At 69.4% G+C, this 23954-nt stretch carries 23 protein-coding genes and 1 pseudogene; 13 read left to right on the top strand and 11 right to left on the bottom strand.

What is annotated here, in order from left to right; all coding sequences use genetic code 11:
- The first annotated feature begins 154 nt into the window (after window positions 1-154).
- From ACZ4FV_RS30400 to ACZ4FV_RS30390, 3 genes are all read left to right on the top strand, one after another.
- Complete coding sequence (locus ACZ4FV_RS30400) at window positions 155-487, top strand: helix-turn-helix transcriptional regulator (protein ID WP_465323780.1); 333 nt, start codon at window positions 155-157, stop codon at window positions 485-487.
- Window positions 488-623: 136 nt separating this feature from the next.
- The gene (locus ACZ4FV_RS30395) at window positions 624-1022 is read left to right on the top strand and encodes a hypothetical protein (protein WP_465323779.1); all 399 of its coding nucleotides are present in this window, start codon (window positions 624-626) and stop codon (window positions 1020-1022) included.
- Between the two features lie 242 nt (window positions 1023-1264).
- Window positions 1265-2332 (top strand): Zn-dependent alcohol dehydrogenase, encoded by a 1068-nt coding sequence (locus tag ACZ4FV_RS30390; RefSeq protein ID WP_402234589.1) that lies wholly within the window; start codon window positions 1265-1267, stop codon window positions 2330-2332.
- Window positions 2333-2368: 36 nt separating this feature from the next.
- Here the strand turns inward: ACZ4FV_RS30390 and ACZ4FV_RS30385 are convergent, their stop codons facing one another.
- From ACZ4FV_RS30385 to ACZ4FV_RS30365, 5 genes and pseudogenes are all read right to left on the bottom strand, one after another.
- Complete coding sequence (locus tag ACZ4FV_RS30385; RefSeq protein ID WP_395866966.1) at window positions 2369-3559, bottom strand: methyltransferase domain-containing protein; 1191 nt, start codon at window positions 3557-3559, stop codon at window positions 2369-2371.
- 281 nt (window positions 3560-3840) lie between these two features.
- Window positions 3841-4029 (bottom strand): annotated as a pseudogene (locus tag ACZ4FV_RS30380) (hypothetical protein); the annotation flags it as partial.
- A gap of 92 nt (window positions 4030-4121) precedes the next feature.
- Window positions 4122-4313: a hypothetical protein gene (locus ACZ4FV_RS30375; RefSeq protein WP_395866968.1), complete on the bottom strand. Its 192-nt coding sequence runs from the start codon at window positions 4311-4313 to the stop codon at window positions 4122-4124.
- A 70-nt stretch (window positions 4314-4383) separates the two neighbouring features.
- On the bottom strand, window positions 4384-4575 hold the full coding sequence (locus ACZ4FV_RS30370) for a hypothetical protein (protein WP_395866970.1): 192 nt from the start codon (window positions 4573-4575) through the stop codon (window positions 4384-4386).
- 11 nt (window positions 4576-4586) lie between these two features.
- On the bottom strand, window positions 4587-5438 hold the full coding sequence (locus ACZ4FV_RS30365; RefSeq protein WP_395866972.1) for a helix-turn-helix domain-containing protein: 852 nt from the start codon (window positions 5436-5438) through the stop codon (window positions 4587-4589).
- A 284-nt stretch (window positions 5439-5722) separates the two neighbouring features.
- On the opposite strand from ACZ4FV_RS30365, the gene ACZ4FV_RS30360 reads away from it, so the two are divergent.
- The 4 genes from ACZ4FV_RS30360 to ACZ4FV_RS30345 all read left to right on the top strand — a co-directional run bounded on the left by ACZ4FV_RS30360 (window position 5723) and on the right by ACZ4FV_RS30345 (window position 8749).
- Complete coding sequence (locus ACZ4FV_RS30360; protein WP_465323778.1) at window positions 5723-5944, top strand: ATP-binding protein; 222 nt, start codon at window positions 5723-5725, stop codon at window positions 5942-5944.
- 36 nt (window positions 5945-5980) lie between these two features.
- The gene (locus ACZ4FV_RS30355; RefSeq protein ID WP_465323777.1) at window positions 5981-6181 is read left to right on the top strand and encodes an ATP-binding protein; all 201 of its coding nucleotides are present in this window, start codon (window positions 5981-5983) and stop codon (window positions 6179-6181) included.
- A 427-nt stretch (window positions 6182-6608) separates the two neighbouring features.
- Window positions 6609-7034, top strand: a complete 426-nt coding sequence (locus ACZ4FV_RS30350; RefSeq protein ID WP_395866976.1) for a DUF485 domain-containing protein — start codon at window positions 6609-6611, stop codon at window positions 7032-7034.
- A gap of 53 nt (window positions 7035-7087) precedes the next feature.
- A complete protein-coding gene (locus ACZ4FV_RS30345; protein WP_395867038.1) occupies window positions 7088-8749 on the top strand; it encodes a solute symporter family protein in 1662 nt (553 codons plus the stop codon).
- Between the two features lie 57 nt (window positions 8750-8806).
- Here the strand turns inward: ACZ4FV_RS30345 and ACZ4FV_RS30340 are convergent, their stop codons facing one another.
- The 4 genes from ACZ4FV_RS30340 to ACZ4FV_RS30325 form a co-directional block, all read right to left on the bottom strand.
- Window positions 8807-9361, bottom strand: a complete 555-nt coding sequence (locus ACZ4FV_RS30340; protein WP_395866978.1) for a flavin reductase family protein — start codon at window positions 9359-9361, stop codon at window positions 8807-8809.
- A gap of 224 nt (window positions 9362-9585) precedes the next feature.
- Complete coding sequence (locus ACZ4FV_RS30335) at window positions 9586-10455, bottom strand: enoyl-CoA hydratase/isomerase family protein (protein ID WP_402234593.1); 870 nt, start codon at window positions 10453-10455, stop codon at window positions 9586-9588.
- Between the two features lie 188 nt (window positions 10456-10643).
- Window positions 10644-12839 carry an acetate--CoA ligase family protein gene (locus ACZ4FV_RS30330; RefSeq protein WP_395867040.1) on the bottom strand — a complete coding sequence of 732 codons (2196 nt, stop codon included), beginning with the start codon at window positions 12837-12839 and terminating at the stop codon, window positions 10644-10646.
- A 209-nt stretch (window positions 12840-13048) separates the two neighbouring features.
- A complete protein-coding gene (locus ACZ4FV_RS30325) occupies window positions 13049-14566 on the bottom strand; it encodes a class I adenylate-forming enzyme family protein (protein WP_465323776.1) in 1518 nt (505 codons plus the stop codon).
- A gap of 129 nt (window positions 14567-14695) precedes the next feature.
- Between ACZ4FV_RS30325 and ACZ4FV_RS30320 the strand changes: the two genes are divergently transcribed.
- A complete protein-coding gene (locus ACZ4FV_RS30320) occupies window positions 14696-15961 on the top strand; it encodes an acyl-CoA dehydrogenase family protein (RefSeq protein ID WP_465323775.1) in 1266 nt (421 codons plus the stop codon).
- 155 nt (window positions 15962-16116) lie between these two features.
- Here the strand turns inward: ACZ4FV_RS30320 and ACZ4FV_RS30315 are convergent, their stop codons facing one another.
- Together ACZ4FV_RS30315 and ACZ4FV_RS30310 are read right to left on the bottom strand one after the other, a co-directional pair.
- On the bottom strand, window positions 16117-16767 hold the full coding sequence (locus ACZ4FV_RS30315) for a TetR/AcrR family transcriptional regulator (RefSeq protein WP_395866986.1): 651 nt from the start codon (window positions 16765-16767) through the stop codon (window positions 16117-16119).
- 4 nt (window positions 16768-16771) lie between these two features.
- Window positions 16772-17575: an SDR family oxidoreductase gene (locus ACZ4FV_RS30310; RefSeq protein WP_395866987.1), complete on the bottom strand. Its 804-nt coding sequence runs from the start codon at window positions 17573-17575 to the stop codon at window positions 16772-16774.
- A 216-nt stretch (window positions 17576-17791) separates the two neighbouring features.
- Between ACZ4FV_RS30310 and ACZ4FV_RS30305 the strand changes: the two genes are divergently transcribed.
- The 5 genes from ACZ4FV_RS30305 (at window position 17792) to ACZ4FV_RS30285 (ending at window position 23863) form a co-directional block, all read left to right on the top strand.
- Window positions 17792-18550: an enoyl-CoA hydratase family protein gene (locus ACZ4FV_RS30305; RefSeq protein ID WP_355533169.1), complete on the top strand. Its 759-nt coding sequence runs from the start codon at window positions 17792-17794 to the stop codon at window positions 18548-18550.
- A gap of 190 nt (window positions 18551-18740) precedes the next feature.
- Window positions 18741-19610: a CoA transferase subunit A gene (locus ACZ4FV_RS30300; RefSeq protein WP_395866989.1), complete on the top strand. Its 870-nt coding sequence runs from the start codon at window positions 18741-18743 to the stop codon at window positions 19608-19610.
- Entirely contained in the window at window positions 19607-20380 is a 774-nt protein-coding gene (locus ACZ4FV_RS30295) for a CoA-transferase subunit beta (protein WP_395866991.1), read from the top strand. Before ACZ4FV_RS30300 ends, ACZ4FV_RS30295 begins: the two co-directional genes overlap by 4 nt.
- A complete protein-coding gene (locus ACZ4FV_RS30290) occupies window positions 20377-21468 on the top strand; it encodes an NAD(P)H-dependent flavin oxidoreductase (RefSeq protein ID WP_395866993.1) in 1092 nt (363 codons plus the stop codon). The genes ACZ4FV_RS30295 and ACZ4FV_RS30290 overlap by 4 nt, the downstream gene beginning before the upstream one ends.
- Before the next feature lie 193 nt (window positions 21469-21661).
- Complete coding sequence (locus ACZ4FV_RS30285; protein WP_465323774.1) at window positions 21662-23863, top strand: MMPL family transporter; 2202 nt, start codon at window positions 21662-21664, stop codon at window positions 23861-23863.
- Window positions 23864-23954 lie beyond the last annotated feature (91 nt).

Here is a 23954-nt window from a genome sequence, read left to right as displayed (position 1 = left end):
TCGGCACCATGCGCCCCACCGGGCTCGGGTGCAGCGCGCCACCCGCAGGGGTCGACAGCTCCCTGGCCCGCGCACCATCCGAGGCCGCCGCGTCCCGGATGCCCGGCCATACACTTGTGTATGGGGATGATCCTTGCGCGAAGGGACAATCCTGATGAGCCATACGCGCTGGAAGCTCACCCGGGACTGGCGGCTTGTGGCCGTCGGCACCGAATCGCCCGAGGCCCAGGCCATTCATGTGGAGATCCGCATGGCCTCGGTTCTCGGCTTGGCGGTTTATGAGCGGCGTACCGCACTGGGCATCTCGCAGAGCGAACTCGGCAAGCGGGCGGAGATGACGCAGCCGGAGATCTTCAAGATCGAACTCGGCGGCACGATACCGACCCTCCCGCTGCTCGCCCGCCTGGCGAAGGCGCTCGACGCGTCGTTGAACATCGCCCTGGACGGGGACACCTCGACCGTCGTCTTCACGCCGCACACCGCTTGAGGCGGACGAGCCGACTCGGGCGGGTCCGTGGTGGCCGACGGGTTCCGCCTTTCCGGCGCGGTGAAGCCGTGGATCCTGGGTCTCGTGGACATTCCGAGCGGGGGCGGCACGTGACGGGGGCCGACGAGTTCTCGGGGTGCGGGTGCTGACCTGTCGTCACCAGGCGGGCGTCGGGCCGGAGTTGCTGTTACGGGCGTATCGGGACTTCCGCGGTTGCGGGCGGAGTCGGCTGATCTACCGCGCGGGTTTCCCGACCCACGGGCTCGCACGGTTCGCGGGCGATCCGGATCCGGGCATGCGCGAGCTTGTGCTGCGCGATCCGGACGCGCCGGCGGATGTGGTGCTCGGGCTGCTTGCCGATCCGGAGCGGTGTGTGCGAACCGCGCTCGCCAGGCATCCGGCAGTGCCGGTGGATCGGCTGCTCGCGCTCTTGGACGATGCCGAACTCGGGCCTTACGCGGCGCGCAATCCCGCTCTCCCGGTCGAGGCCATGCACCGGATCCTGGACGCGGCGGGGGCGCCGCGCGGTGTGTGAAGTGGCCGCTGTGGCACGGGTGATGAACCGTACGTCGATGCGACACGTGTGTGATCGACGGGCTGCTCAGAGGTGGTGTCGCGGTGTGACGAGAGGACTGTCACAACCGGCTGACTGCTCATCAGTTCCGGGCTAGAGTGCCGCGCGGGTACGCGTGCGCGCTTGAAGCTCCGGAGCCGGTCCGGCCGGTAAGCCGTCGAGCGCCCCGGCTCGTCAGCCCATTTCCGATGGAGGAGGAACCGGTGAAGGGCGTTCTTTTCGACGGCAAGGAAGCCTCGATCGTCGACGACCTCGAGGTGCGCGCACCCGGGGCCAACGAGGTCCTGGTGAAGATCGGTGCGGCCGGTCTGTGCCACAGCGACATCTCGGTGATCAACGGCACCATCCCCTTCCCGCCCCCGGTCGTGCTCGGGCACGAGGGCGCGGGCGTCGTGGAGGCGGTCGGCGAGTTGGTCACGCACGTCAAGCCCGGCGACCACGTGGCGCTGTCCACGCTGGCCTCGTGCGGCGCGTGCCGTGAGTGCGACCGGGGTCGGCCGACCATGTGTGCCAAGAGCTTCGGCCAGCTCAACCAGCCGTTCACGCGCGGCGGCAAGCCGGTCTACAACTTCGCGGGCCTGTCGGTGTTCGCCGAGCAGATCGTGGTCAAGGGTGTCCAGGCGGTCAAGATCCCCAAGGACATCCCGCTCGCGTCCGCCGCGCTGATCGGCTGCGGCGTGCTGACCGGCGTGGGGGCGGTGCTGAACCGGGCGAAGGTGCAGCCCGGCGACACCGTCGCGGTGATCGGCACGGGCGGCATCGGCCTGAACGTGATCCAGGGCGCGAAGCTCGCGGGCGCGGTACGGATCGTGGCCGTGGACGCGAACCCGGCGAAGGAGGCGGTGGCGCGCGAGTTCGGCGCGACCGACTTCGTGGACGCGCGCGCGGTCGAGGACTCGGTCAAGGCGGTCCAGGAGCTGGTTCCGGGCGGTGTGGACCACGCGTTCGAGTGCGTCGGGCACGTCGGGGTGATCCGCAACGCGATCGACATGCTCGGGCGAGCCGGCCAGGCGATCATCCTGGGCGTCGCGCCGTCGGACGCCGAGGCGTCCTTCCACGTGTCCTCGATGTTCCTGGACAAGTCGATCATGGGCTGCCGCTACGGCTCCTCGCGCCCGCAGTACGACATCGCGCGCTACGCGGACCTGTACAAGACCGGCGCCCTGCGCCTCGACGAACTGGTCACCCAGACCTACGCCCTGGACGACTTCCACCACGCGGTCGAGGACGCCGAGGCGGGCAAGGTCGCCCGAGGCGTCTTCGTCTTCTGACGCTCGTCGGTCCGGCTTTCCGGCGCGGCGCGCTTCTCAACCGAGAGGCGTACCGCGCCGTTTCCGACTTGGGGAAGACGGGCGGATGGGCAGTTCCCGCGCGGGCGTCTCGTACCAGGGGCGTTGCTCCACACGGCCGTTTCGGTCCACGGCGACGGTGAGGCCGAATCGGTCGGCTTCCGGTTGGCCGGCGGCGGTCCACCAGGCGTGCGCCGCTTCAACCTCGGTCCACAGATTGCGCGGTCCGGCCTGGTGGACGACCGGAGGGCCGTCCTCGGGGAATACCGCCTCGGCGAGGGATGGTTCGCCGCTGTCGTCCCAGCCGTAGAGGTACAGGCGGCGGTCATCCCAGATATCGGGCATGCAGTCGGGGACCATGAGGCCGGTGACGAACTCGGCGGCTCGGTGTGTGGCGCCGGCGACGTCGGCGATCGCCAGGGCCGGGGTGGAGGCGCGGGCGGTGCGTTTCCAGGTGGCCGGCCAGTCGACGTCCGGGAACTCGGCGCGCTGGGAGCGCAGTTTCATGAACGACAGCCCGCCCCGGAACGGGCCGCCGGCCTGGTTGCCGGTGACGGTCAGGTGGACGACCTGGTCATGGGGGTTGTAGTCGGTGCCCCAGGGCATCACGAGGACGGCGCCGGGCGCGGCCTGCTCGATCCACGCGGCCGGGATGTTGCGGACGCCTGCGGTGACGTGGACACGATCGTACGGCGCGTGTGGGATGTGGCCGAGCGCTCCGTCGCCGGTGACGACGGTGACATTCGTGGCGTAGCCGGTCCGGTCGATCGCGGCTCGGGCTTGGGCGGCGAGGTCGGGGTCGACTTCGACGGTGGTGACGTCGGCGCCACGTGCGGCCAGGAGCGCGGCCGTCCAGCCGGTCCCGGTGCCGATTTCGAGCACGCGCATGCCGTCGGCCAGGTCGAGCGTGGCGAGTTCGAGGGCGACGACGGTCGGCGCGGATGCGGACGAGGTGGCGAGTTCACCGGGTTCGTCGCGGGTGTGGGCGCCGTCGTCCCACTGGGTCACGAGCGGGATGTCGTCCTCGACGGCGGCGAGCCAGGCATCCGGGTCGCGGTCGCGGTCGATGGCTCGTTCGAAGCTGCCGTTGCGAAAGGGCCAGACACGAGTCGGGACGAAGTCCGCGCGCCGGACGGTGACGAACGCCCTTTCCCAGCCGGGCGGCATGGTCCCGGCCAAGACGAGGCGTTCGGCGATCGGCGCCGTCATTTGCTGTCTTTGCGATGATCGCCGCCGCCGGGCTGCGGGGGGCTGTCCGGGGTGGGGTTCGAGGGCTTACGGTCCTTGGGGTTGATGGGTCGCTCGTCGTCTGCCGGTGGACCGCCGTGGGTTCCCATGCCGGTTCCTCTCGCGGTGACGACGTTCCCGTCCGGGGTCGTCGCGGTGAGTGTGGCTTCTCGCAACGTACGGGCGACACGCACGGGCGTCAATCACGTTCAGCTATCAACATGCGACCCAACGTCATCGCATGACTCCCAGGCGCGCCTGGTGAGCAGGTGGTCGGCCTTGCCGGCTTTGATGTCGCGGATGAGGGTGCGGAGGGCGTCCATGGTGTCGGTGACGTATTCGTCTTCGTGTCCGGCGACGGCGATGTAGCCGTTGCCGTCCGCGTCGGTGCCGAGCCGGAAGCAGTTTCCGGAGTCCTGGCAGAAGGGTTCGTCCCAGGTGATGTCAGGCATGGGCGTTCCTGAAGTGACGGTGTGCGCGAACGGGTTGGCGTCGCGAGGTCGCGACAGCTGCCGTGATGGGTGATACCCGTCTGCCCGGTGGGTTACAGCAGGTGGTCGGCTTTGCCGGCTTTGATGTCGCGGATGAGGGTGCGGAGGGCGTCCATGGTGTCGGTGACGTACTCGTCCTCGTGTCCGGCGACGGCGATGTAGGCGTTCCCTTCGACGTCGGTGCCCAGGCGGAAGCAGTTGTTGCCCTCACCGCAGAATGGGGCTTCCCATGCGATGTCCTGCATCGAAACTCCTTCAGAGTTGGCGAGCGATGGTGTGGGCGACCTCTCGTGACTCACTGGCGGACGCCTGGGCCTAGAGCAGGTGGTCGGCCTTGCCCGCCTTGATGTCTCGGATGAGGGTGCGGAGGGCTTCGAGGGAGTCCTTGACGCAAGCGTCTTCATGTCCCGCGACCGCGATGTATCCGTTGCCGTTCGCGTCTGTACCGAGGCGAAAGCACGAGTTGCCCTCGGCGCAGAAGGGGTCTTCCCAAGTGATGGCGTGCATAGGAGTTTTCCTCACAGGTGGCGGGCGATTCGGTGGATGAAATCGCAGGACTGATCGGTGGGCAGGGCCAGGTCTTCCATCCAGTTCAGTTGTGCTCGGTACTTTGCCAACTGGTTCTCGGCCCACATGAACGCAGGCCCGTGCGAGCTGTCGACCTGAACGGTGTCGAGTAGCGGCACCGGACCCTCGGCGTAGAGGACGCTTTGACCCGCGCCGGGAAAGGCTCCTGCTTCGTAGGGGAGGACCAGCAGTGTGACGTTCGGTCGCTCGGACATGCCGATCAGGTGTTCCAGTTGGGCCCGCGCGACTGCTCTGCCGCCGAACTGCATCCGAAGTGCTGCTTCGTGGATGACGGCTCGGTACGTGGGCGGATCGTCTTGGACGAGGACCTTTTGCCGTTCTGCGCGATGGGCGAGTCGGAGCCCGACTTCGTGGTCCGGGAGCGTGGGCACGGCTACCCGGAAGACCGCGAGGGCGTGGTCTGACGTCTGGAGCAGTCCGGGGATGTGCACGGTGTTCGCCACTCGCATCCCGATCACGGAAGCTTCCAACTCGGCGATGTCCAGGAGACCTTGGGGCAATGTCCCCCGGTAGCGGTTCCACCAACCCTTGATGTCCGGCTGTGCCATGTCGATCAACGCCTCGATGTACCGCTCGTCGGTGCACTCGCAGCTGCATACCAACGTGCGCAGCCGGTCGGTACTGATCGAACGCGAGCCCGACTCCATGTTGGAGATCTTGCCCCGGTCCACGCCCAGCAGCCCTGCCGCGTACTCGGCGGACATGCCTGCCGAGGTTCGGATCCGCCGCAGTTCACTCCCCAAGCGCCTTTGTCGTTCGGTAAGCACCGTCCTGGGGGTCATGCCGGTTCCTTTCGCCCGCCGTCAAAGGCAGTCTGCCGCCCAACCGTGCGCACGCACCAAGAGGCGGCTCAGTAGTTCCGATCGCATGGCAAATTTGCCCCGCCATGTTCTACGTTCGGTATCGCATCACCTACGCAAAGCGATGCCGGAAGTGCACCGCGCGAGCATGCCCGCCTGTTTCGGGACGGGTGTGTTCGCGCTCGGGGAGGTAGGCCACCGGCGCCGTAGCGCGACGCGTTCACCGCGTAAGCGCCCATCCAGCCCGTGCTGCCCAGGAGTTGCCCATGCCCGGATCCCTCTGCCCCGCCGGTGAACCGGCGCCCGCCATCCCCACCGCCCCCGCGATCCCGGTCATCCCGTCGCACTGGAGCTTTCCCGCCGATCCCACCTCCGTGCGGCGCGCCCGGCGTGCCGTGATGGGCGCCGTGCCGCGCGGTTGTCGCCCCGAACTCGCCGACGAGCTCGTGTTGGTGACGTCCGAGCTCGTCACCAACGCACTGCTGTAAGGCACTTGTCCTGCCGATGGGTGCCCGATCGAACTCGTGCTCTGGCCCGCCGACGGCTACTGCTGGCTCGCCGTCTCCGACCCCGGCGCGGCCCTGCCCGCACTCGCCTCGCCCGGACCGAAGGAATGCGGAGGGCGAGGGCTCCTCCTGGTGAGCGCGCTCACCGCCGCCTGGGCCGTGGTGCCGCGCCACGGGTGTGGCAAGTCGGTGGTGGTGGGGCTGAGACTCGCCGGCTGAGCGGGGCTTCGAGGGGCGACCGTAGCGCCGAAGTCGCCCTTCCCGAGCGCGAATCGACAACATTTCGATCTTGATAACGGATTCGGAGCGAGGTACCCGCCCGGCTCGAAGTGTCGGTGATCGGGTTGTTTCGGATGTGGCGATGGCTGGTCGCCCCGGACCAATTCGGGCGAACTTGACGGTGGTTCGGTCGGTCGCGGTGAACTCGCGGGCAATTTCGGTCAATTCCGTGGGCGGTAGGAATTCGTGAGTTATCCGCGTAACCAGTCAGTCCCGCTTTCAGTTGATCGGATAGGTTCCGCGCGTCCCGGCGGCGCCTCTAAACTCGCTCCGCTGCGGCCCCAGGTCCCACGGACCGCGGTCAGGTACCCGATCGGCGCCTCGGGCCACGCGCGGGGTGTCCGCTGGAGAGGAGCCCTACCGCCCCATGCCGACTCCGCACGATGACACGCACGATCGTCCCCCCGAGTCCGATCCGGCGACCGAGAAGAGGGCGGCATCGGCCGCCGGCAAGGCGTCCGTTCCGGGCCAGCGCACCCCGTACGTGGACGACCGCACCGGATATCTGGAAATGGAGCAGGATCCGAGATTCGGGGCGCTCAAGAAGCGCCAGCGGTCCTTCATCTTCCCGGTCACCGCCGCGTTCCTCGCGTGGTTCCTGTTGTACGTGGTCATGTCCGCCTACGCGCGTGACTTCATGGCCAAGGAACCGATCGACCACATCAATGTCGCTCTCGTGTTCGGCCTGCTCCAGTTCGTCTCGACGTTCCTGATCGCCTGGGCCTATTCGCGATTCGCGCGCACCCGACTCGACCCCGTCGCCACCGAACTGCGAGAGGAACTCGAAGCGTGAATCTTTCTCTCGAACTCGCCGCGGAGTCCAGCAACCGAGGCTGGACCTTCGCGATGTTCGCCGTGCTGGTCGCGGTCACGCTCGGCATCACCTTCTGGGCGAGTCGCCGGAACCGTACGGCGGCCGACTTCTACGCCGGTGGCCGCTCGTTCACCTCGCTCCAGAACGGACTGGCGATCGGCGGCGACTACATGTCGGCCGCGTCCTTCCTCGGCATCGCGGGCATCCTGGCGCTGTCCGGCTACGACGGTTTCCTGTATTCGATCGGTTTCCTGGTCGCGTGGTTGGTGGCGCTGCTCCTGGTCGCCGAGCCGATGCGCAACTCCGGCCGGTACACGATGGCGGACGTACTCGCCAACCGCATGCGCGAACGCCCGGTCCGGATGGCCGCCAGCGTGTCCACGATCGTCGTGTCGATCTTCTACCTGCTGGCCCAGATGGTCGGCGCGGCGTCGGTGGTCTCGCTCCTGCTCGACGTCAAGAGCGACGCCGCGCAGATCTCGGTCATCGCCGCGGTGGGCGCGCTGATGATCGTCTACGTCACCGTCGGCGGCATGAAGGGCACCTCCTGGGTGCAGATCGTCAAGGCCCTGCTGCTCATGGTGGGCGCGTTCGTGATGTGCGTCTGGGTGTTGGCGAAGTTCGACTTCAACGTCGCCGACCTGCTCGGCACGGCGGCGAGCAAGTCCGGTTCGGGTGAGTCGTTCCTACAGCCGGGGCTCAAGTACGGTGCCACGGACGGCTGGTCGAAGATCGACCTGATCTCGCTCGGACTCGCGCTGGTGCTCGGTACGGCCGGCCTGCCGCACATCCTGGTGCGCTTCTACACCGTGCCCAACGCGCGCGTGGCGCGCCGCTCGGTGACCTGGGCGATCGGCATCATCGGGGTGTTCTACCTGATGACGCTGATCCTGGGCTTCGGCGCGGCCGCCCTGATCGGCAGCAAGGAGATCAAGAAGGCCGACCCGAGCGGCAATACGGCCGCGACCCGGCTGGCCGAGGAACTGGGCGGTGGCGCGGGTACCACCGGCGGCGCGCTGATGCTCGCCTTCATCGCCGCAGTGGCGTTCGCGACCATCCTCGCCGTGGTGGCCGGCCTGACGCTGGCCTCGTCCTCGTCGTTCGCGCACGACCTGTACGCGAATGTGTTCCGCAAGGGCCGTACCACCGACGCCGAGGAGGTCAAGGTCGCGCGGATCGCGGCCTTCGTGATCGGTACGGCGGCGATCGTGCTGTCGGTGTTCGCCCGCGAGTTGAACGTGGCGTTCCTGGTCGCGCTCGCGTTCGCCATCGCGGCGTCCGCCAACCTGCCCGCGATCGTGTTCTCGCTGTTCTGGAAGAACTTCAACACGCGCGGCGCGGTGTTCGGCATCTACGGCGGCCTGGTCACCTCGGTCCTGGTGGTGGCGCTGTCGCCGATCTGCTGGGGTGGGGCTTCCGACACCAAGCCGGCGATCAAGCAGCTCACCGCGAAGCAGGCGGCCGACTGCGACGTCTCGAAGGATCGCAAGGACGTGGGCAACGCGACGGCGTTGTTCAGCTGTACGACCCCGGCGCCGATTCCGCTGGAGAACCCGGGGATCATCTCCATCCCGGTCGGCTTCGCGTGTGCCGCGATCGGCGCGATGTCCGCGCGGCGCCGTCGCGATGACGACGACGACCGCAAGTTCGCCGAACTCGAGGTCAGGGCGCTGACCGGAGCCGGCGCGCACTGAGCGGGTACGCGTGTACCGATCCGGATCCGCGGCCCGGCGCCCGGGTCCGGATCGGGGCTACCCGTTGTTGCTGGGGTGGCCGAACCGGCCCTTGTAGAACAGCAGCGGGGCGCACTCCATCCGCGGCGCGTCCAGGGCCTGGACCCGGCCGATCACGATCTCGTGGTCGCCGCCGTCGACCACGCTCTCCAGCGTGCAGTCGATCCACGCGAGCACGTCGTCCAGCTTCGGCGAGCCGGTCGGCGCGGGGCTGTGCGCGACGCCGGCGAACTTGTCCGCGCCGCTGACCGCGAAGCCGCGGCAGAGCTGCTCCTGGTCCTCGGCGAGCACGTTCACGCAGAACCGGCCGCCCGGTCGGATCCGCGGCCACGTGGTGGAGGTCTTCGCCACGAAGAAGGTCACCAGCGGCGGGTCCAGCGAGAGCGATGCGAACGACTGGCAGGCGAAGCCGACCGGGGTGTCGCCGTCGAGCGCGGTGATCACCGTGACGCCGCTGGCGAAGTGGCCGAGGACGTGCCGGAAGGTGGCGGCCTCGACGATGCCCTCACCCTCCGGCAGGGCGATGGCCGCGGGATCCGCCGGCTTCGTGCTCGCTGCGTCGATCTGGCCCATGGTGGACTTCCTCGCAGGTGTCTTGGGGCGTCGGGTCTGTGACGCTACGTCACCCGATTTCCTTGCGTCAATCAAAGGAGAGGGGGTCCTTCGTCACATCTGACGACTCGTCAGTTGCCTTGTGGCGTAAGGCACAACGCTCGAACAACGACCGAACGGCGGGCGCTCGGCGGGCCGCCGCGGGCCCCACAGCGGGGCCCGCCGTCCGACCGTCGGGAGCGCGGCTACCAGCCGTAGTACTCCGGCTTGCGGCGCTCCATCAGCGACGCGACCCCCTCGTTGGCGTCACGCGAGGTCATGTTCAGCTCGACGATCCGCGCCTCCTCGTCGAAGGCCGCCACGCGGTCGCTCTCCAGCGAACGGTTGACCAGCTGCTTGGTGAACGCGTACGCCCGGGTCGGTCCGGTGGCCAGCCGCTCGGCCCATTCCTTGGCCACGGCCTGAAGCTCGTCGGCGGCGACCACCTTGTTCACCACGCCGATCCGGAGCGCCTCGGCGGCGGGCAGGTCGTCGCCGAAGAACATCAGCTCCTTGGCCTTCTGCGGGCCGACCAGGCGCGGCAGCAGGTACGCGCTGCCGCCGTCCGGCACCAGGCCGCGACGGGTGAAGATCTGGATGAAGCGGGCGGTGTCGGCGGCGATCACCAGGTCGCACGCGAGCGCCAGGCTCATTCCGTAGCCGGCGGTGGTGCCGTTGACCGCCGCGATCACCGGCTTCTCGCAGTCCAGGACGGCGTTGGTCAGCCGCTGTACGCCGGTCTTCATCATCCGGGTGGCATAGCCGGTGGGGCGGGCGGGGGGCTTGGGGGCGTCGTCGGGTTCGGCGCCCTCGGCGCCCTCGGCGGCCGCCGCGAGCAGGGACTTGGTGCCTGGGGAGCTGCGCAGGTCCATGCCGGTACAGAAGTGCTTGGGGCCCGCGGCGGTGAGGACCACTGCCCGGACCGTCTCGGTCGCGGATGCCTCGGCGAGGAGGTCGATCAGGAGTTCGCGTTGGGCCCAGGTGAGGGAGTTGCTGGCGGCGGGGCGGTTGAGGGTGAGCCAGAGGACGCCCTCGCTGACGCGGTGCAAGAGGTCCTGGTCGGTGTCGGTGGTCATGTGTGCGTTGGCTCCTTGGTGGTTTTTTGCCTCAAGCGCCGGCCGGGCTGAAGGGTTTTCGTCCGGCGTTGAGCGTTGGTCGGATTGGGTCGGCCCCAAACGCCGGACGGGCTGAACAGCCCGTCCGGCGTTTGAGGCCGACCCTCGGGCGCGGGGGCGCCGCGTCGCAAAGCCCGGCCCGCAGGGTCCTAGCGGGCCACCGCGAGGGCGTCCAAGGCGACCGTGCCGCCGCCCCTGGGCATCACCATCAGCGGGTTGATGTCCAACTCGGCGAGTTCGCCGCCCAGTTCGAGCGCCATGCGCTGTACCCGCATGACCACGTCGACGAGTGCGTCCAGATCGGCGGGGGGCTGGCCGCGCATGCCCTGGAGACACTTGAGGCCGCGTAGTTCACCGAGCATGCGCTTGACCTCGTAGGCGCCGAAGGGCGGCACGCCGATTGCGATGTCGTCGAAGACCTCGACGAAGATGCCGCCCAACCCGACCGAGACGGTCGGGCCGAACAGGTCGTCGTGCGAGATGCCGACGACCATCTCGACACCCCGGTCGACCTGCTGGCAGACCAGGACGCCTTCGAGGCGGCCCGTGCCCGCCTCCTTGGCCGCGTCGGTGATCTCGCGGTACGCGTCCCGCACCTGGCTCGCCGAGCGCAGGCTCAGCTTGACCAGGCCCAGGTCGCTCTTGTGCGGCAACTGCGGGCCGCACGCCTTCATCACCACGGGGTAGCCGATCAGCCCGGCCGCGCGCACCGCGGCGGCGGCCGAGGTGACGAGTTGTTCGCGCGGCACCCGGATCCCGTACGTGCGCAACAACTGCTTCGCCGAGTGCTCGGACAGCGGCTTGCCGGACGACAGCAGCCGCTTGGCCTTCGCGGCGGCCGGCGACGCGGTGCGCGGAACGTCCTCGAACGGCGACGAGTACTGGGTGCGGAAGCGGTGGTAGTCGAAGTAGGCGCGCAACGCCCGCACACAGTTGCCGAAGGTGCGGAAGACCACCACCTTGTTCGACTTGAGCAGGATCTCGCGGTAGGCGTCCTCGTCGGCCACCGGCGAACCCCAGACCACGCAGACCACCTTGTCGGTCGCCTCCGCCGCGTCCACGAGGTCCTGTGCGAGGCGGTCGCTCATCGGCGGGAACGCGCCGGTGATCGGACACACCAGCACGCCGATCGAGGGGTCGGCCAGGATCGTGTCGATGATCTTGCGGCCACGCTCGTCGCCCGCCGGGTGCCCGCCGTTGTCCACGGGGTTGGACACGGTCAGGTACGGCGGGATCCACGCGTGCAGCCGTTCCTGCGTGGAGCGGTCCAGCCGAGGCACCGACAGGCCCTCGGCGGCGGCGAGGTCGGCCATGTGCGCGCCGGTGCCGCCGGAGATCGAGTACACGCAGACCCCCTGCGCGAGCGGGGTCCGGGTGCGCGCGAAGAGTTGGGACGTGTCGATCAACTCGTCGAGGCCGTCGACCCGGGTGACCCCGTACTGCCGGAACACCGCCGAGGCGGTGCGGTCGCCGCCGGTCAGCTTGCCGGTGTGCGACTGGGCCATCCGCGCGCCGGTCTCGGTCCGTCCGACCTTGACCACCACCACCGGTACGCCCTGACGGGCCGCGTGGTCGGCCGCCAGCGCGAAGGTGCGGCCGTCCTTGAACCCCTCGACGTACGCGGCTATCACGCCTACCTCCTCCTGGTCGGAGAAGTGCCGGATGAAGTCCGCGATCTCCAGGTCGGCCTCGTTGCCGACCGGGGCCCAGTGGGACACCCGGATGCCGATGTCCTGCGCCGCGAAGACCGGTCGGCCCTGGTGGCCGCTCTGGGTGATCAGCGCGATCGAGGGACCCTCCAGGTCGGTGCGGAACTCCTCGAACGCGTTGAGGTTGGTGTTCGGCCCCAACAGGCGCAGCGAGCCGCCCGAGGTGAGCTGGGCGAGCCTGGCCTGCGCCTCGGCCCCGGCGGCACCCGCCTCGGCGAAGCCGGACGCGAACACGACCGCGAATCCCACGCCGGCGCCCGCCAGTTGCTCGAGTACCTCGGCTGGGTCGCCGACCAAAACGACGGCCAGATCGACCGGTTCGGGGACGGCCGAGATGTCCGCGTGGCACGGTCGGCCGGCGATGCGCTCGTGCTTGGGGTTCACCGGGAACAATCGTGCGCCCACCCGGTCGGCCCACGCGGTCAGTTGCGCGGTGATCCGGGCACCGGGCCGGCCCTCGGTGTCCGAGGCGCCGATCACCGCCACCGTGCGTGGTCGGAAGAAGCGGTCCAGGTCTGCGGGGCGGAGCGCGAGTGGTCGGCCGGTCACGTCGAGTTCGGCCGACGGATCCGCGTTCACGGTGACGCTGGTTCGAGTGTGCCCCGGGAAGTGGTGTCCTCTGCTGTCGTGAAGCATCATCGCGCCCGTCCCTTTTTGATCTTTCGTCGCCGCCAGATCCGATCGACACTGGAATCGAGCTGACGGTTAGTCAGTTAGCTTGCTGATGGGACGTCAGGGCTGTCCACTGTCTCACCGGCCCGGTCCCGACGCATCTGTCCGATCACCTGGACATTTGCTGACTTGGTCAAACATGTTGCGGATATCTGCTGGTCATCGCGCGGTTACTAAACGTCCCCGAAGGACTTCTCGCGTTCCGTCAGGGATCTGCGGTCCACTTTGTCCATCCCGGTCAGTGGCAGTGCCGGCACGATGCGGATCGCCTCGGGGAGCTTGTGGGCGGACAATCGTGAGGCCGCGAACTCTCGCAACGCGGCCAGTGACGGCTCGGATGCGGCACGTGACACCACGACCGCGACGCCGATCTCGCCCATCACCCGACTGGGCCGCGGCACCACCGCCACGGAGGCCACGTCGGGATGGTCGAGCAGTACCGCCTCCACCTCCTGCGGATACACGTTGTATCCGCCGCGGATGTACATCTCGGTCATCCGCCCGGTGATCCGCAGGCAGTCGGCCTCGTCGATCCGGCCGAGATCGCCGGTCCGCAGCCGACCGTCGCCGTCGAGGGCGGCGGCGCTCGCCCGCGGGTCGCGCCAGTAGCCCGCCATCACGGCGGGCGAGCGCAGGCAGATCTGTCCCTCCTCGCCGGCCGGCAGGACGGTGCCGGTCCGCGGGTCGCGGATCTCCAACTCGGTGCCCGGTCGGGGGCGGCCGACCGTGAACAACGCCTCGGAGTCGGGGGCGTCGAACGCGGTGAGCGTGCCGAGCCCGCCGGATTCGGTGGACGAGTAGCGAATCGAGTAGCCCGCCCCGAACCGGGTCCGGGCCTCGTGCACGAGCGGGGCGGGGGACGGCCCGCCGCCGACGATCAGACCGCGTACGTGGGTGAGGTCGTAGCGGTCGAACTCGGGACGGCCGAGCAGGAGGGAGACCTGCGCGGCCACGCCGCCGAGGTAGGGGATCTTTTCCCTGGCGACCAGGCGCAACGCGTCCTGGGCCCGCCAGCGGCCGAGCAGGTGCAGGGTCGCGCCCATCTTGAGGTAGCCGGCCAACTTGGTCATGAAGCCGACGTGCGGCAGGCCGGTGGCGACCAGTTGCGGGCCGCCCTCGCCCCAGCGGTCGCCGGTGTCCATCGCGGTGATCGCGGCGATCTGGCGGGAGGTGAACAGCGCGCCCTTGGGCGTGCCCGTGGTGCCCGAGGTGAACACGACCGTCTCGGGCAGGTCCGGCTCCCGGTCCCCGGTCACCGGCGGCGCGGGCGGGATCTCGTCGAGCCGAAGGTCGGCCCAGACACCGTGCGCGTCGGCCGCCGGTACGCAGCGGACGAGTTCGGGGCCGGCCGGGACGCCCTCGGCCAGGTCCTCGGTGACCAGCACCAGGTCCGGCGCGGCCCGCTCCAGGATCGCGGCGCGCTCGGCGGGGGTGTAGCGCGGTCCCACCCCGGTGGTGATCGCGCCGAGTCGGGCCAGCGCCGTGTAGGCGACCACGTACTCGAGCCCGGACGGGAGCACGAGCGCGACCAGGTGACCCGGCCGCACGCCGCGCCGGGCCAGTCCGGCGGCGACCTGGTCGGTCACCGCGTCCAGCCCCGCGTAGGTGAACCCGCTTCCGCCGTGCACGAGGGCCCGCCGCTCGGGAAAGCGTCGGGCGGCCTCGTGAAGCACCTGGGCGAGAACGGTCACAACGGGTCCCTTCGGCCTGCGCGCGAAGTAGTCGGCGTGGGGATGGTGTATGCCACACAACACGAGACGCCCGGGGTAACGCGACGTTTCAGAGGTGTGACGAAAGCAATGTTCTAAAGGTATGACGGTGTGTCAGATACTGGTGCTCGCGGGCTGCCGGATCGTCAATGGAGCCGACCGGAACTCGGGCCGGGCAACCGTCCCGACCCGCACGACATGAGTGCCAAGGAGTTGCGGTACGTGGACGTCGAGTTCAGCGATGAGCAGCAGGAGATCCGCAGAGCACTCCGGGACGTGTTCGACAAGCACAGCGACTCGCCCGCGGTGCGGGCCGTGATGGCCACCGAGACGGGCTACGACGCCACGGTGTGGCGGCGCGTGTGCGAACAGACCGGGTTGGCCGGTCTCGCGATTCCGGAGGAGTACGGCGGGGTCGGCTTCGGCTTCACCGAGTTGGTGGTGGCCCTGGAGGAGATGGGCCGCTCGCTTTTCCCCTCACCGTTCCTGGCGTCGTCGGTGCTGACGGCGTACGCACTCACGCACGCGGGCGACGAGGCCGCGCGGGCGGAGTACCTGCCGGGGATCGCGGCGGGCGTCACGCTCGGCGCGCTGGCGCTGGCCGAGCCGGGGCGGCGGGATGTACGCGCGGTGGAGACGGTCGCGCGGGCGGACGGTGACGGGTGGCGCCTGGACGGCGTCAAGACGCACGTGATCGACGGGCTGATCGCGGATCTGATCGTGGTGGTGGCACGGGTCGAGGGCGGGGGCGCTCCGAACCAGGGCGGCGACCTCGCGCTGTTCACCGTGGACAGGGACGCCGCGGGGCTGACCCGGGCGGCGCTGCCGACCCTGGACCAGACCCGCAAGCAGGCCCGGCTGACCTTCGTGGACACCCCCGCCCGGCTGCTGGGCACTCCCGGGGCCGACGCGGCGCTGGAGCGGGTGCTGGCGCTCGCCGAGATCGCGGTGGCGGCCGAGGCGGTCGGTGGCGCCGCGCGCTGCCTGGAGGCGACCGTCGAGTACACCAAGGGGCGCGTGCAGTTCGGCCGGCCGATCGGCTCGTTCCAGGCGATCAAGCACCGCTGCGCGGACCTGTACGTCGAGGTGGAGACGGCCCGTTCGGCGCTGTACTACGCGGCGTGGGCGGCCTGCGAGGCGGAGGCGGCGGGGCTCGCGTCGCCCGGCGAACTGTCGGTGATGGCACCGCTGGCGATGACGACGGCGACCGCCGCGTACCGGCATGTCGCCGAGGAGATGATCCAACTGCACGGCGGCGTCGGCTTCACCTGGGAGTACGACTGCCACCTGTACCTGAAGCGGGCCATCACGTCCGCGCACCTGTTCGGTGACCGGGGCGCGCAGCGGGAGCGGATCGCGGAACTCGCGGGAATCTAGGCGCGGGCCGGCCTGCGGCCTGGTGTCCGCAAACGCCGGACGGGCTTGACATGTGTACCCGAACGCCGGACGGGCTGATAATCAGCCCGTCCGGCGTTTGAGGGCAACACGGCCGAAGGCCGGGGCGTTCGTCGGGCTCCCGCTCGCCGACAGGCTTAACGCGTCGGGGGCTTCTTCCCCGTGACGCCCATGTAGACCAGCGTGGACAGCGCCGGACGGACGTCCTTCATCTTGATGTTCCAGGATTCGAAGCCCTTCTGGTGCCCGGCCACCGCCGCGAGCATCGCGACGAGGGTGCCCGCCATGGCGTTCGGGTGCACGTCGTCGCCGACCTTGCCCTTGGCCTGCATGTTCTCGATGGCCTCGGTCAGCGAACCGGTGACCGCCGTCAGGATCTTCTGGCGCACCTTGTAGAAGCGCTTGTCGCCCTCGGCCGAGGCCAGGTCGACGACGCGAAGGATCGGCTCGTAGTCCCGCCAGAAGTCGAGGAATCCGTCGGCCAGGGCCTCGGCGGCGGCGAAGCCGCCCTTGCCGGCCCAGTTCTGGTCCTCGGCGAGAGTCTTCAGACGCTGGCCGTCCTTGGCCATGTCGTTCGCGATCTCGAGGATCGCACTCTCGACGTCCTGAAAGTACTGGTAGAAGGTGGCGGGAGAGGTGCCTGCCATACGGGCGACGTCGATGACCTTGACGTCCCGGTACGGAGACGTGTCGAGCATCTCGCGGAGGCAGTCGAGCAGCTTTTGCCGCGTCGCCTGTCCGCGTCGCCCGGCGACGCGGCCGTCGACGGTGCGAACTTGTCCTGTCATGCCGTCAGTTTACGGGCGCATGATCGGTTTCGCTGTCCGCCGCACGGAGGAAAGCGGGCATTTCCCCGCCGCCGTGCATGAGCAGTTCGGCTCCGCTGACGTACCGTGACATCGGCGACGCGAGGAACAGACAAACGTCCGCGACGTCCGACGGATCCGCCATCCGACCGAGCGGAATCGTGTCCGCGACGCGCTGCACGCCCGCCTCGTCCCCGTAGTGCAGGTGGGCCTGTTCGGTCCGGACCAGGCCCACGATCACCGAGTTGATTCGGATCTTGGGAGCCCACTCGACGGCGAGCGAGCGGGTGAGCGAATTCATCCCGGCCTTCGCCGCGCCGTAGGCCGCGGTGCCCGGTGAAGGACGCACGCCGCTCACGCTGGAGATGTTCACGATCACCCCGCCGGTTTCTTGACGGTGCATCAAGCGGTGGGCTGCTTGGGCGAAATAGAGCGGACCGAGCAGATTCAGCTCGATGATCGCCTTGGAGAACCGGGGCGACGCGGTGGCCGCGTCGGTCTGCGGCGCGCCACCCGCGTTGTTCACCAGCACATCCAGTCGACCGAAGCGCTCCTCGACGAACTGCACTGCGGCGAAGGCCGTGTCGGGGTCGCGCACGTCGGCGGGGGTGTACGCGGCGGTGCGTCCGCCGGAGCCGGGCAGGGTCTCCGGTTCGCGTCGCGAGCAGACCACGACGTCGGCGCCGGCGGCCAGGAAGCGCTCGCTGATGCCCCGTCCGATCCCCTTGCCGCCACCGGTGACGAGAACGACGCGTCCGCTCATGTCGAGCGGGTTGGGGGAGGACGTCATGGCCTGCTCCTGACGGGCTGCGGTGTCGTGGGCGCCACGCTCGGTCCGTCTGGCGTGGGTCGCTCGGGGTCAACTATGGTGGCAGAAATCTGACGATCAGTCAGATCGGGTGGTGATGTGCCTCTCACGACCGGACGGCCGCGTCGGCCGCACCCGCCGGTACACGGGTACGTGATCAGCCGATCCGACACACGCGGCCGAATGGATCTGGTTGCCATGGCTATCCGTTACGAGGTGCGTGAGGGCATCGCCGAGGTGGTGCTGGACGCACCCCCCGTCAACGCGCTCACCGTCGCCGGCTGGTTCGAGCTCGCGGACCGACTCCGCGACGCGAGCCGCGACCCGCAGGTCCGGGCCGTGGTGCTCCGGGCCGAAGGGCGCGGCTTCAACGCCGGCGTCGACATCAAGGAAATGTCGAACACCGAGGGCTTCGACGCGCTGGTCGCGGCCAACAAGGGCTGCTTCGACGCGTTCGCGGCCGTGTACGACTGCGAGGTGCCCGTGATCGCGGCGGTGCACGGCTTCTGCGTGGGCGGCGGGATCGGGCTGGTCGGCAACGCGGACATCATCGTCGCGTCGCACGACGCGTTCTTCGGCCTGCCCGAGGTGGACCGGGGCGCGCTCGGCGCGGCCACCCACCTGGCCCGTCTGGTCCCGCAGCACCGGATGCGACAGATGGTGTACACGTCCGAGAACGCCCCCGCGGCGGAACTGCACGCGTACGGCTCGATCTACAAGCTGGTCGACCGGGACAAGCTGGTCGAGACCGCGTTCGAGGTGGCTCGGGCCATCGCCGCGAAGAGCCCGACCGTCATCCGCGCCGCGAAGGCGTCGCTGAACGGCATCGACCCGGTCGACGTCAAGCGCTCGTACCGCTACGAGCAGGGCTTCACGTTCGAACTGAACCTGACCGGTGTGTCGGACGAACTGCGCGACGCCTTCACCGAGGGTCGCGAAGCCGATACCTCCAAGTGACCGCCACGAGCCCTTGCCGGGGGTCCGGGGGTCGTCCCCCGGGCGAGCACAGTACCGAGGGTCGCGAAGCCGATACCCCCAAGTGACCGCCACGAGCCCTTGCCGGGGGTCCGGGGGTCGTCCCCCGGGTGAGCACGGTACCGAGGGTCGCGAAGCGGACACCTCGAAGTAGATACGGGAGCAACCATCCATGGCTGACAAGCGCATGACGCCCGATCAGGTCGTCGCACAGCTCTCCGACGGGATGACCGTCGGCATCGGCGGCTGGGGCTCGCGGCGCAAGCCGATGGCCCTGGTCCGGGCCATCCTGCGGTCCGACCTCAAGGACCTGACCGTCGTCTCCTACGGCGGTCCCGACGTGGGCCTGCTGGCCCGCGCGGGCAAGGCGAGCAAGCTCGTCTACGCGTTCGTGTCGCTCGACTCGATCCCGCTGGAGCCCAACTTCCGCCACGTCCGGGAGAACGGCCTGGTCGAAGCGGTCGAATACGACGAGGGCATGTTCCTCACCGGCCTGCGCGCCGCTGCCCAGCGGCTGCCGTTCCTGCCCACCCGGGCGGGCCTGGGCTCGGACATCCTGAAGGTCTCGCCGCACCTGAGGACGATCGAATCGCCGTACGGCGACGAGACGTTGGTCGCGATGCCCGCGCTGAACCTGGACGTCGCGCTGATCCACGCGAACGTCGCCGACGAGCGCGGCAACGCCGCGCTGACCGGCCCCGACCAGTTCATGGACGACCTGTTCTGCCTCGCGGCCGACAAGGCGTACGTCTCGGCCGAGCGCGTGGTGCCCAGCGAGGAGCTGCTCAAGGCGGCCGGCTGTGTGCACACGCTGACCGTGCACCGCTACATGACGCACGGTGTGGTCGAGGCGCCGAACGGCGCGCACTTCACCGAGTGTCCGCCGGAGTACGGCCGGGACGAGGCGTTCCAGAAGGCCTACGTCACCGCTGCCGCCGACCCGGAGGCGTGGGCCGCGTTCGAGCGGCGATTCCTCGAGGTGGAGAACGAAGCGGCATATCAGGCCGCCGTCGCGGAGTTCAAGAAGGAGACGGCCAAGTGAGCACCGAGACCCTGACCGAGGCCACCCGGGCCGACGTGTGCGTCGCGGCCGTCGCGGACTGCTTCCGCGGCGACGGCGAGATCATCGGCAGCCCGATGGGCGCCGTGCCCACGATCGGCGCCCGGTTGGCCCGCGCGACGTTCGAGCCGGACCTGATGCTCTCCAACGGCGAGTCGTACTTCTTCGAGGGCGACGCCCGACTGGGCGCCACGCCGGACGAGTTCGCCGTCGTCGGCTGGATTCCCTACCGCCAGGTGCTGGACGTGCTCGCCTCGGGTCGGCGGCACGTGATGATGGGCCCGGTGCAGATCGACCGGCACGGAAACGCCAACATCTCCGCGATCGGCGACTGGGCCAAGCCCAAGCGCCAGGTGCTCGGGTCGCGCGGCGGGCCGGGCAACACGATCAACCACACCACCAGCTACTGGATCCCCAAGCACTCGGCGCGCGTGCTCACGCCGAAGGTGGACATGGTCTCCTGCGTCGGCTACGACCGGGCCGCCGAGGTGGGCTCCGCCGGGCGCTTCCACGAGGTCCGACGGGTCGTCACGAACCTGTGCGTGCTCGACTTCGAGACCGACGCGAAGGTCATGCGGCTGCGCTCGGTGCACCCCGGCGTCAGCGTCGATGAGGTCGTCGAGGCGACCGGCTTCGAGTTGGTGATCCCGAGCGAGGTGCCCACCTCGCGGGTGCCCACGAACGAGGAACTGCGGATCGTGCGAGACGTGCTCGACCCGCGCGGGATGCGGACGCGCGAGGTGCCGGCGTGAGCGCCGCGGCCGGCCCGCACCCGGCGTTGCGCAACGCGTTCACCGAGAAGTTCGGCGTCGACTTCCCCATCGTGCAGACCGGCATGGGGTACGTGTCCTACCCGCAACTGGTCGCGGCCACCGCCGAGGCGGGCGGGTTGGGCATCCTGGCGTCGGCCACGATGACCTACGAGGAACTGGTCGCGGCGATCGCGGCGGTCAAGAAGAGCACCGCGAAGTCGTTCGCGGTCAACCTGCGCGCGGACGCGCCGGACGCGGCCGAGCGGATCGACCTGATGGGCCGTGAGGGCGTCAAGGTCGCCTCGTTCGCACAGGCCCCGAAGAAGGACCTGATCAAGCGGGCGCACGATCTGGGCATGCTGGTGGTGCCCTCGATCGGCGCCAAGCGGCACGCGCAGAAGGTCGCCGAATGGGGCGTCGACGGCGTGATCGTGCAGGGCGGCGAGGGCGGCGGGCACACCGGCTCGATCCCGACCACGCTGCTGTTGCCGCAGGTCACCGACGTCCTGCGGGGCAGCGACGTCACCGTGATCGCGGCGGGCGGCTTCTTCGACGGGCGCGGCCTGGTCGCCGCCCTGGCGTACGGCGCGGACGCGATCGCGATGGGCACCCGCTTCCTGCTCACCTCGGACAGCCCGGTGGGGCACGCGGTCAAGGACGTCTACCTGGCCACCGACGTCAACGGCACGATCGTGTCCAAGGAGGTCGACGGCGTCCCGCACCGGGTGCTGGCGACCGACTTCGTCAAGCGGCTCGAACAGCGCTCGGTGCTCGCCCGCTATCCGCGCTCGATCGCCAACGCGGTGCGCTTCCAAAAGCTCAGCGGGACCAGGCTCACCGACATGGTTCGCGAGGGCCTGGCGATGAAGAAGTCGCAAGGGCTGAGCTGGCCGCAGGTGTTGATGGCGGCGAACACGCCGATGTTGCTCAAGGCCGCGATGGTGGACGGCCGTCCGGACCTGGGCGTGATGGCCTCGGGCCAGGTGGTCGGCGTGATCGAGGACCTGCCCTCGTGCGCCGAACTGATCACCCGGATCGTCGAGCAGGCGAGCGGGATCCTGCACGACCTGGAGTCCACCCGGGTCTGACCGCCCTCCCGCGAACGCCGGCATCGCCCCACCCGGGCGGTGCCGGCGTCGTATTCGCACGGTGTCCGCGCCCACCCGGGGGTGGGTCTGGACCCACCCCGGATCGGGGCCCCGGCGCAGTGTTCCGCGAGCGTCCCGCCGACAGACTCGAACTGTCAGCGGGACACGCAGTGGAACACGAGGGGACCTGACAATGGCCAAGCAGCCGGCGACCGTTCGCGTCGCACGATGGAGCGCCACCCACCCGTGGCGGGCGATCACCATGTGGATCGCATTCGTCGCCATCTGCCTGGTCGTCGGGGGCATGGCGGGTACCGAGAAGACCACCGACGCGGACATGGGCAACGGCCAGTCCGGCCGGGCCGACGAGATCTCCCGGCAGTACGGCCTCGACGCCGCCGCGAGCGAGAATGTGCTGATCACCGCGAAGAACGGCACGCTGGACCGGGCCGCGGCCGACAAGGTCGCCGCCGAGGTCACCGCGAAGCTGCGGGCGCTGCCCGAGGTCGCCGACGTCGCCGCGCCGATCCCGGCCGAGAACGGGCGCGCGCTGCTGGTCCCGCTCACCATGAAGGGGTCGGCGGACAAGGCCCAGGACCACATCGACCCGTTGCTCAAGGCGACCGCGAGCGTCCAGAAGGCGCACCCGGACCTGCGGGTCGAGGAGATCGGCGACGCGTCGATCGGCAAGGGCATCCAGGACCAGATCGGCAAGGACCTCGGCCAGGCCGAACTGTTCAGCCTGCCGGTGACGCTGGTCATCCTGATGGTCGCGTTCGGCGCGATGATCGCCGCCGCGGTGCCGGTGCTGCTGGCCATCTCCGCGGTCGGCGCCTCGATCGGCCTGTACGGCCTCGCCTCCTCGGTCTTCCCCGACTCGGGCACCGTCTCCAGCGTGATCATGATGATGGGCATGGCGGTCGGCGTCGACTACTCGCTCTTCTACGTCAAGCGTGAGCGGGAGGAGCGGGCCAAGGGCCGCGGCCGGATCGACGCGATCGAGATCGCCGCCGCCACCTCCGGGCACGCCGTGGTGGTCTCCGCGATCGCGGTGGCCGTCTCGATGGCCGGCATGTACATCGCCGACGACGCGGTCTTCTCCAGCCTGGCCACCGGCGGGATCATCGTGGTCGCGGTCGCCATGATCGGTTCGCTCACCGTGCTGCCCGCGCTGCTGGCCAAGCTGGGCAACCGGATCGACCGGCCGCGGATCCCGATCCTGTGGCGGCTGACCGCCCGTGAGGACCGCGAGCCGCGCGTGTGGAAGGCGCTGCTGCGCCCCGCGCTGAACCACCCCGCCATCACCCTCGCGGTGTCGGTGATCGCCCTGGGCGCGCTGGCCCTGCCGGCCTTCGGGATGAAGCTGCAGAACACCTCCAGCGACGACTTCCCGCGCTCGATGGCCACGATGCAGACCTACGACCGAATGACCGAGGCGTACCCGAGCAAGCACAGCCCGTACAACCTGGTCGCGCTGGCTCCGGTCGGCAAGGAGAAGGAGACCCGCGCCGCGCTGGACCGGGCGGTCGCGCAGACCCGGAACAACCCGCTGTTCACCCAGGACCCGGTCGAGGTGCTGGTCTCGAAGGACGGGCGCGCGTTCAAGGTGGACGTGACCGTGCCGCACATCTCCAGCTCGACGCAGGCCAAGGCGGCGCTGAAGCAACTGCGCGAGAGCGTGCTGCCGAACACCGTCGGCAAGGTTTCCGGCGCGGAGTTCGCGGTCTCCGGCGAGACGGCCGCGAACAAGGACTTCGCCGACCACGTGCAGGACAAGCTGCCGTTGGTGATCGCGTTCGTGCTGCTGCTGACCTTCGTGATGATGTCGGTGACGTTCCGCTCGGTGGTCGTGGCGCTCACCGCGATCGGGATCAACCTGCTCTCCGCGCTGGCCTCGTTCGGCTTCCTGGTCGTGGTCTTCCAGCACACCTGGGCCGAGGGGATCCTGGACTTCAACTCCAGCGGCGCGATCATCTCCTGGCTGCCGTTGTTCCTGTTCGTGGTGCTGTTCGGCCTGTCGATGGACTACCACGTCTTCGTGGTCAGCCGGATCCGTGAGGCGGCCATGCAGGGCATGTCCACCAAGGCCGCGGTCGAGAGGGGCATCACCAGCTCGGCCGGCGTGATCACCAGCGCGGCGATCGTGATGGTCTCGGTGTTCGTGGTCTTCGGCACGCTGAGCATGCTGGACATGAAGCAGATGGGCATCGGCCTGGCCGCCGCGGTCCTGATCGACGCGATCGTGGTCCGCATCGTGATCCTGCCCTCGCTGATGACCCTGCTGGGCCGGGCCAACTGGTGGCCCAGCCGCATCCCCCGGGTCCATGCCCCGCAGCACGCGGCGCCGCAGCACCCGGCCGAGTACGAGCCGCACGTGTACCAGCGGCAGATCTGATCCGGCGCGACCCCACGAACGCCGAAGGGCGCGAGCACCGAACCCGGTGCTCGCGCCCTTCGGCGTTTCGCGTGTCGCGCGAGCCCACGCT

This window comes from Embleya sp. NPDC025285 (assembly GCF_055558835.1).
Note: the sequence above shows the minus strand (reverse complement) of the source record. Positions and strands in the feature narration are given on the sequence as shown.

Coding starts and splice junctions, on each gene's coding strand:
- ACZ4FV_RS30400 (WP_465323780.1), top strand. CDS start 155: ATGAGCCATACGCGCTGGAAGCTCACCCGGGACTGGCGGCTTGTGGCC.
- ACZ4FV_RS30385 (WP_395866966.1), bottom strand. CDS start 3,559: ATGACGGCGCCGATCGCCGAACGCCTCGTCTTGGCCGGGACCATGCCG.
- ACZ4FV_RS30375 (WP_395866968.1), bottom strand. CDS start 4,313: ATGCAGGACATCGCATGGGAAGCCCCATTCTGCGGTGAGGGCAACAAC.
- ACZ4FV_RS30370 (WP_395866970.1), bottom strand. CDS start 4,575: ATGCACGCCATCACTTGGGAAGACCCCTTCTGCGCCGAGGGCAACTCG.
- ACZ4FV_RS30365 (WP_395866972.1), bottom strand. CDS start 5,438: ATGACCCCCAGGACGGTGCTTACCGAACGACAAAGGCGCTTGGGGAGT.
- ACZ4FV_RS30360 (WP_465323778.1), top strand. CDS start 5,723: ATGCCCGGATCCCTCTGCCCCGCCGGTGAACCGGCGCCCGCCATCCCC.
- ACZ4FV_RS30350 (WP_395866976.1), top strand. CDS start 6,609: ATGCCGACTCCGCACGATGACACGCACGATCGTCCCCCCGAGTCCGAT.
- ACZ4FV_RS30345 (WP_395867038.1), top strand. CDS start 7,088: ATGTTCGCCGTGCTGGTCGCGGTCACGCTCGGCATCACCTTCTGGGCG.
- ACZ4FV_RS30340 (WP_395866978.1), bottom strand. CDS start 9,361: ATGGGCCAGATCGACGCAGCGAGCACGAAGCCGGCGGATCCCGCGGCC.
- ACZ4FV_RS30335 (WP_402234593.1), bottom strand. CDS start 10,455: ATGACCACCGACACCGACCAGGACCTCTTGCACCGCGTCAGCGAGGGC.
- ACZ4FV_RS30330 (WP_395867040.1), bottom strand. CDS start 12,839: ATGCTTCACGACAGCAGAGGACACCACTTCCCGGGGCACACTCGAACC.
- ACZ4FV_RS30315 (WP_395866986.1), bottom strand. CDS start 16,767: ATGACAGGACAAGTTCGCACCGTCGACGGCCGCGTCGCCGGGCGACGC.
- ACZ4FV_RS30310 (WP_395866987.1), bottom strand. CDS start 17,575: ATGACGTCCTCCCCCAACCCGCTCGACATGAGCGGACGCGTCGTTCTC.
- ACZ4FV_RS30305 (WP_355533169.1), top strand. CDS start 17,792: ATGGCTATCCGTTACGAGGTGCGTGAGGGCATCGCCGAGGTGGTGCTG.
- ACZ4FV_RS30300 (WP_395866989.1), top strand. CDS start 18,741: ATGGCTGACAAGCGCATGACGCCCGATCAGGTCGTCGCACAGCTCTCC.
- ACZ4FV_RS30285 (WP_465323774.1), top strand. CDS start 21,662: ATGGCCAAGCAGCCGGCGACCGTTCGCGTCGCACGATGGAGCGCCACC.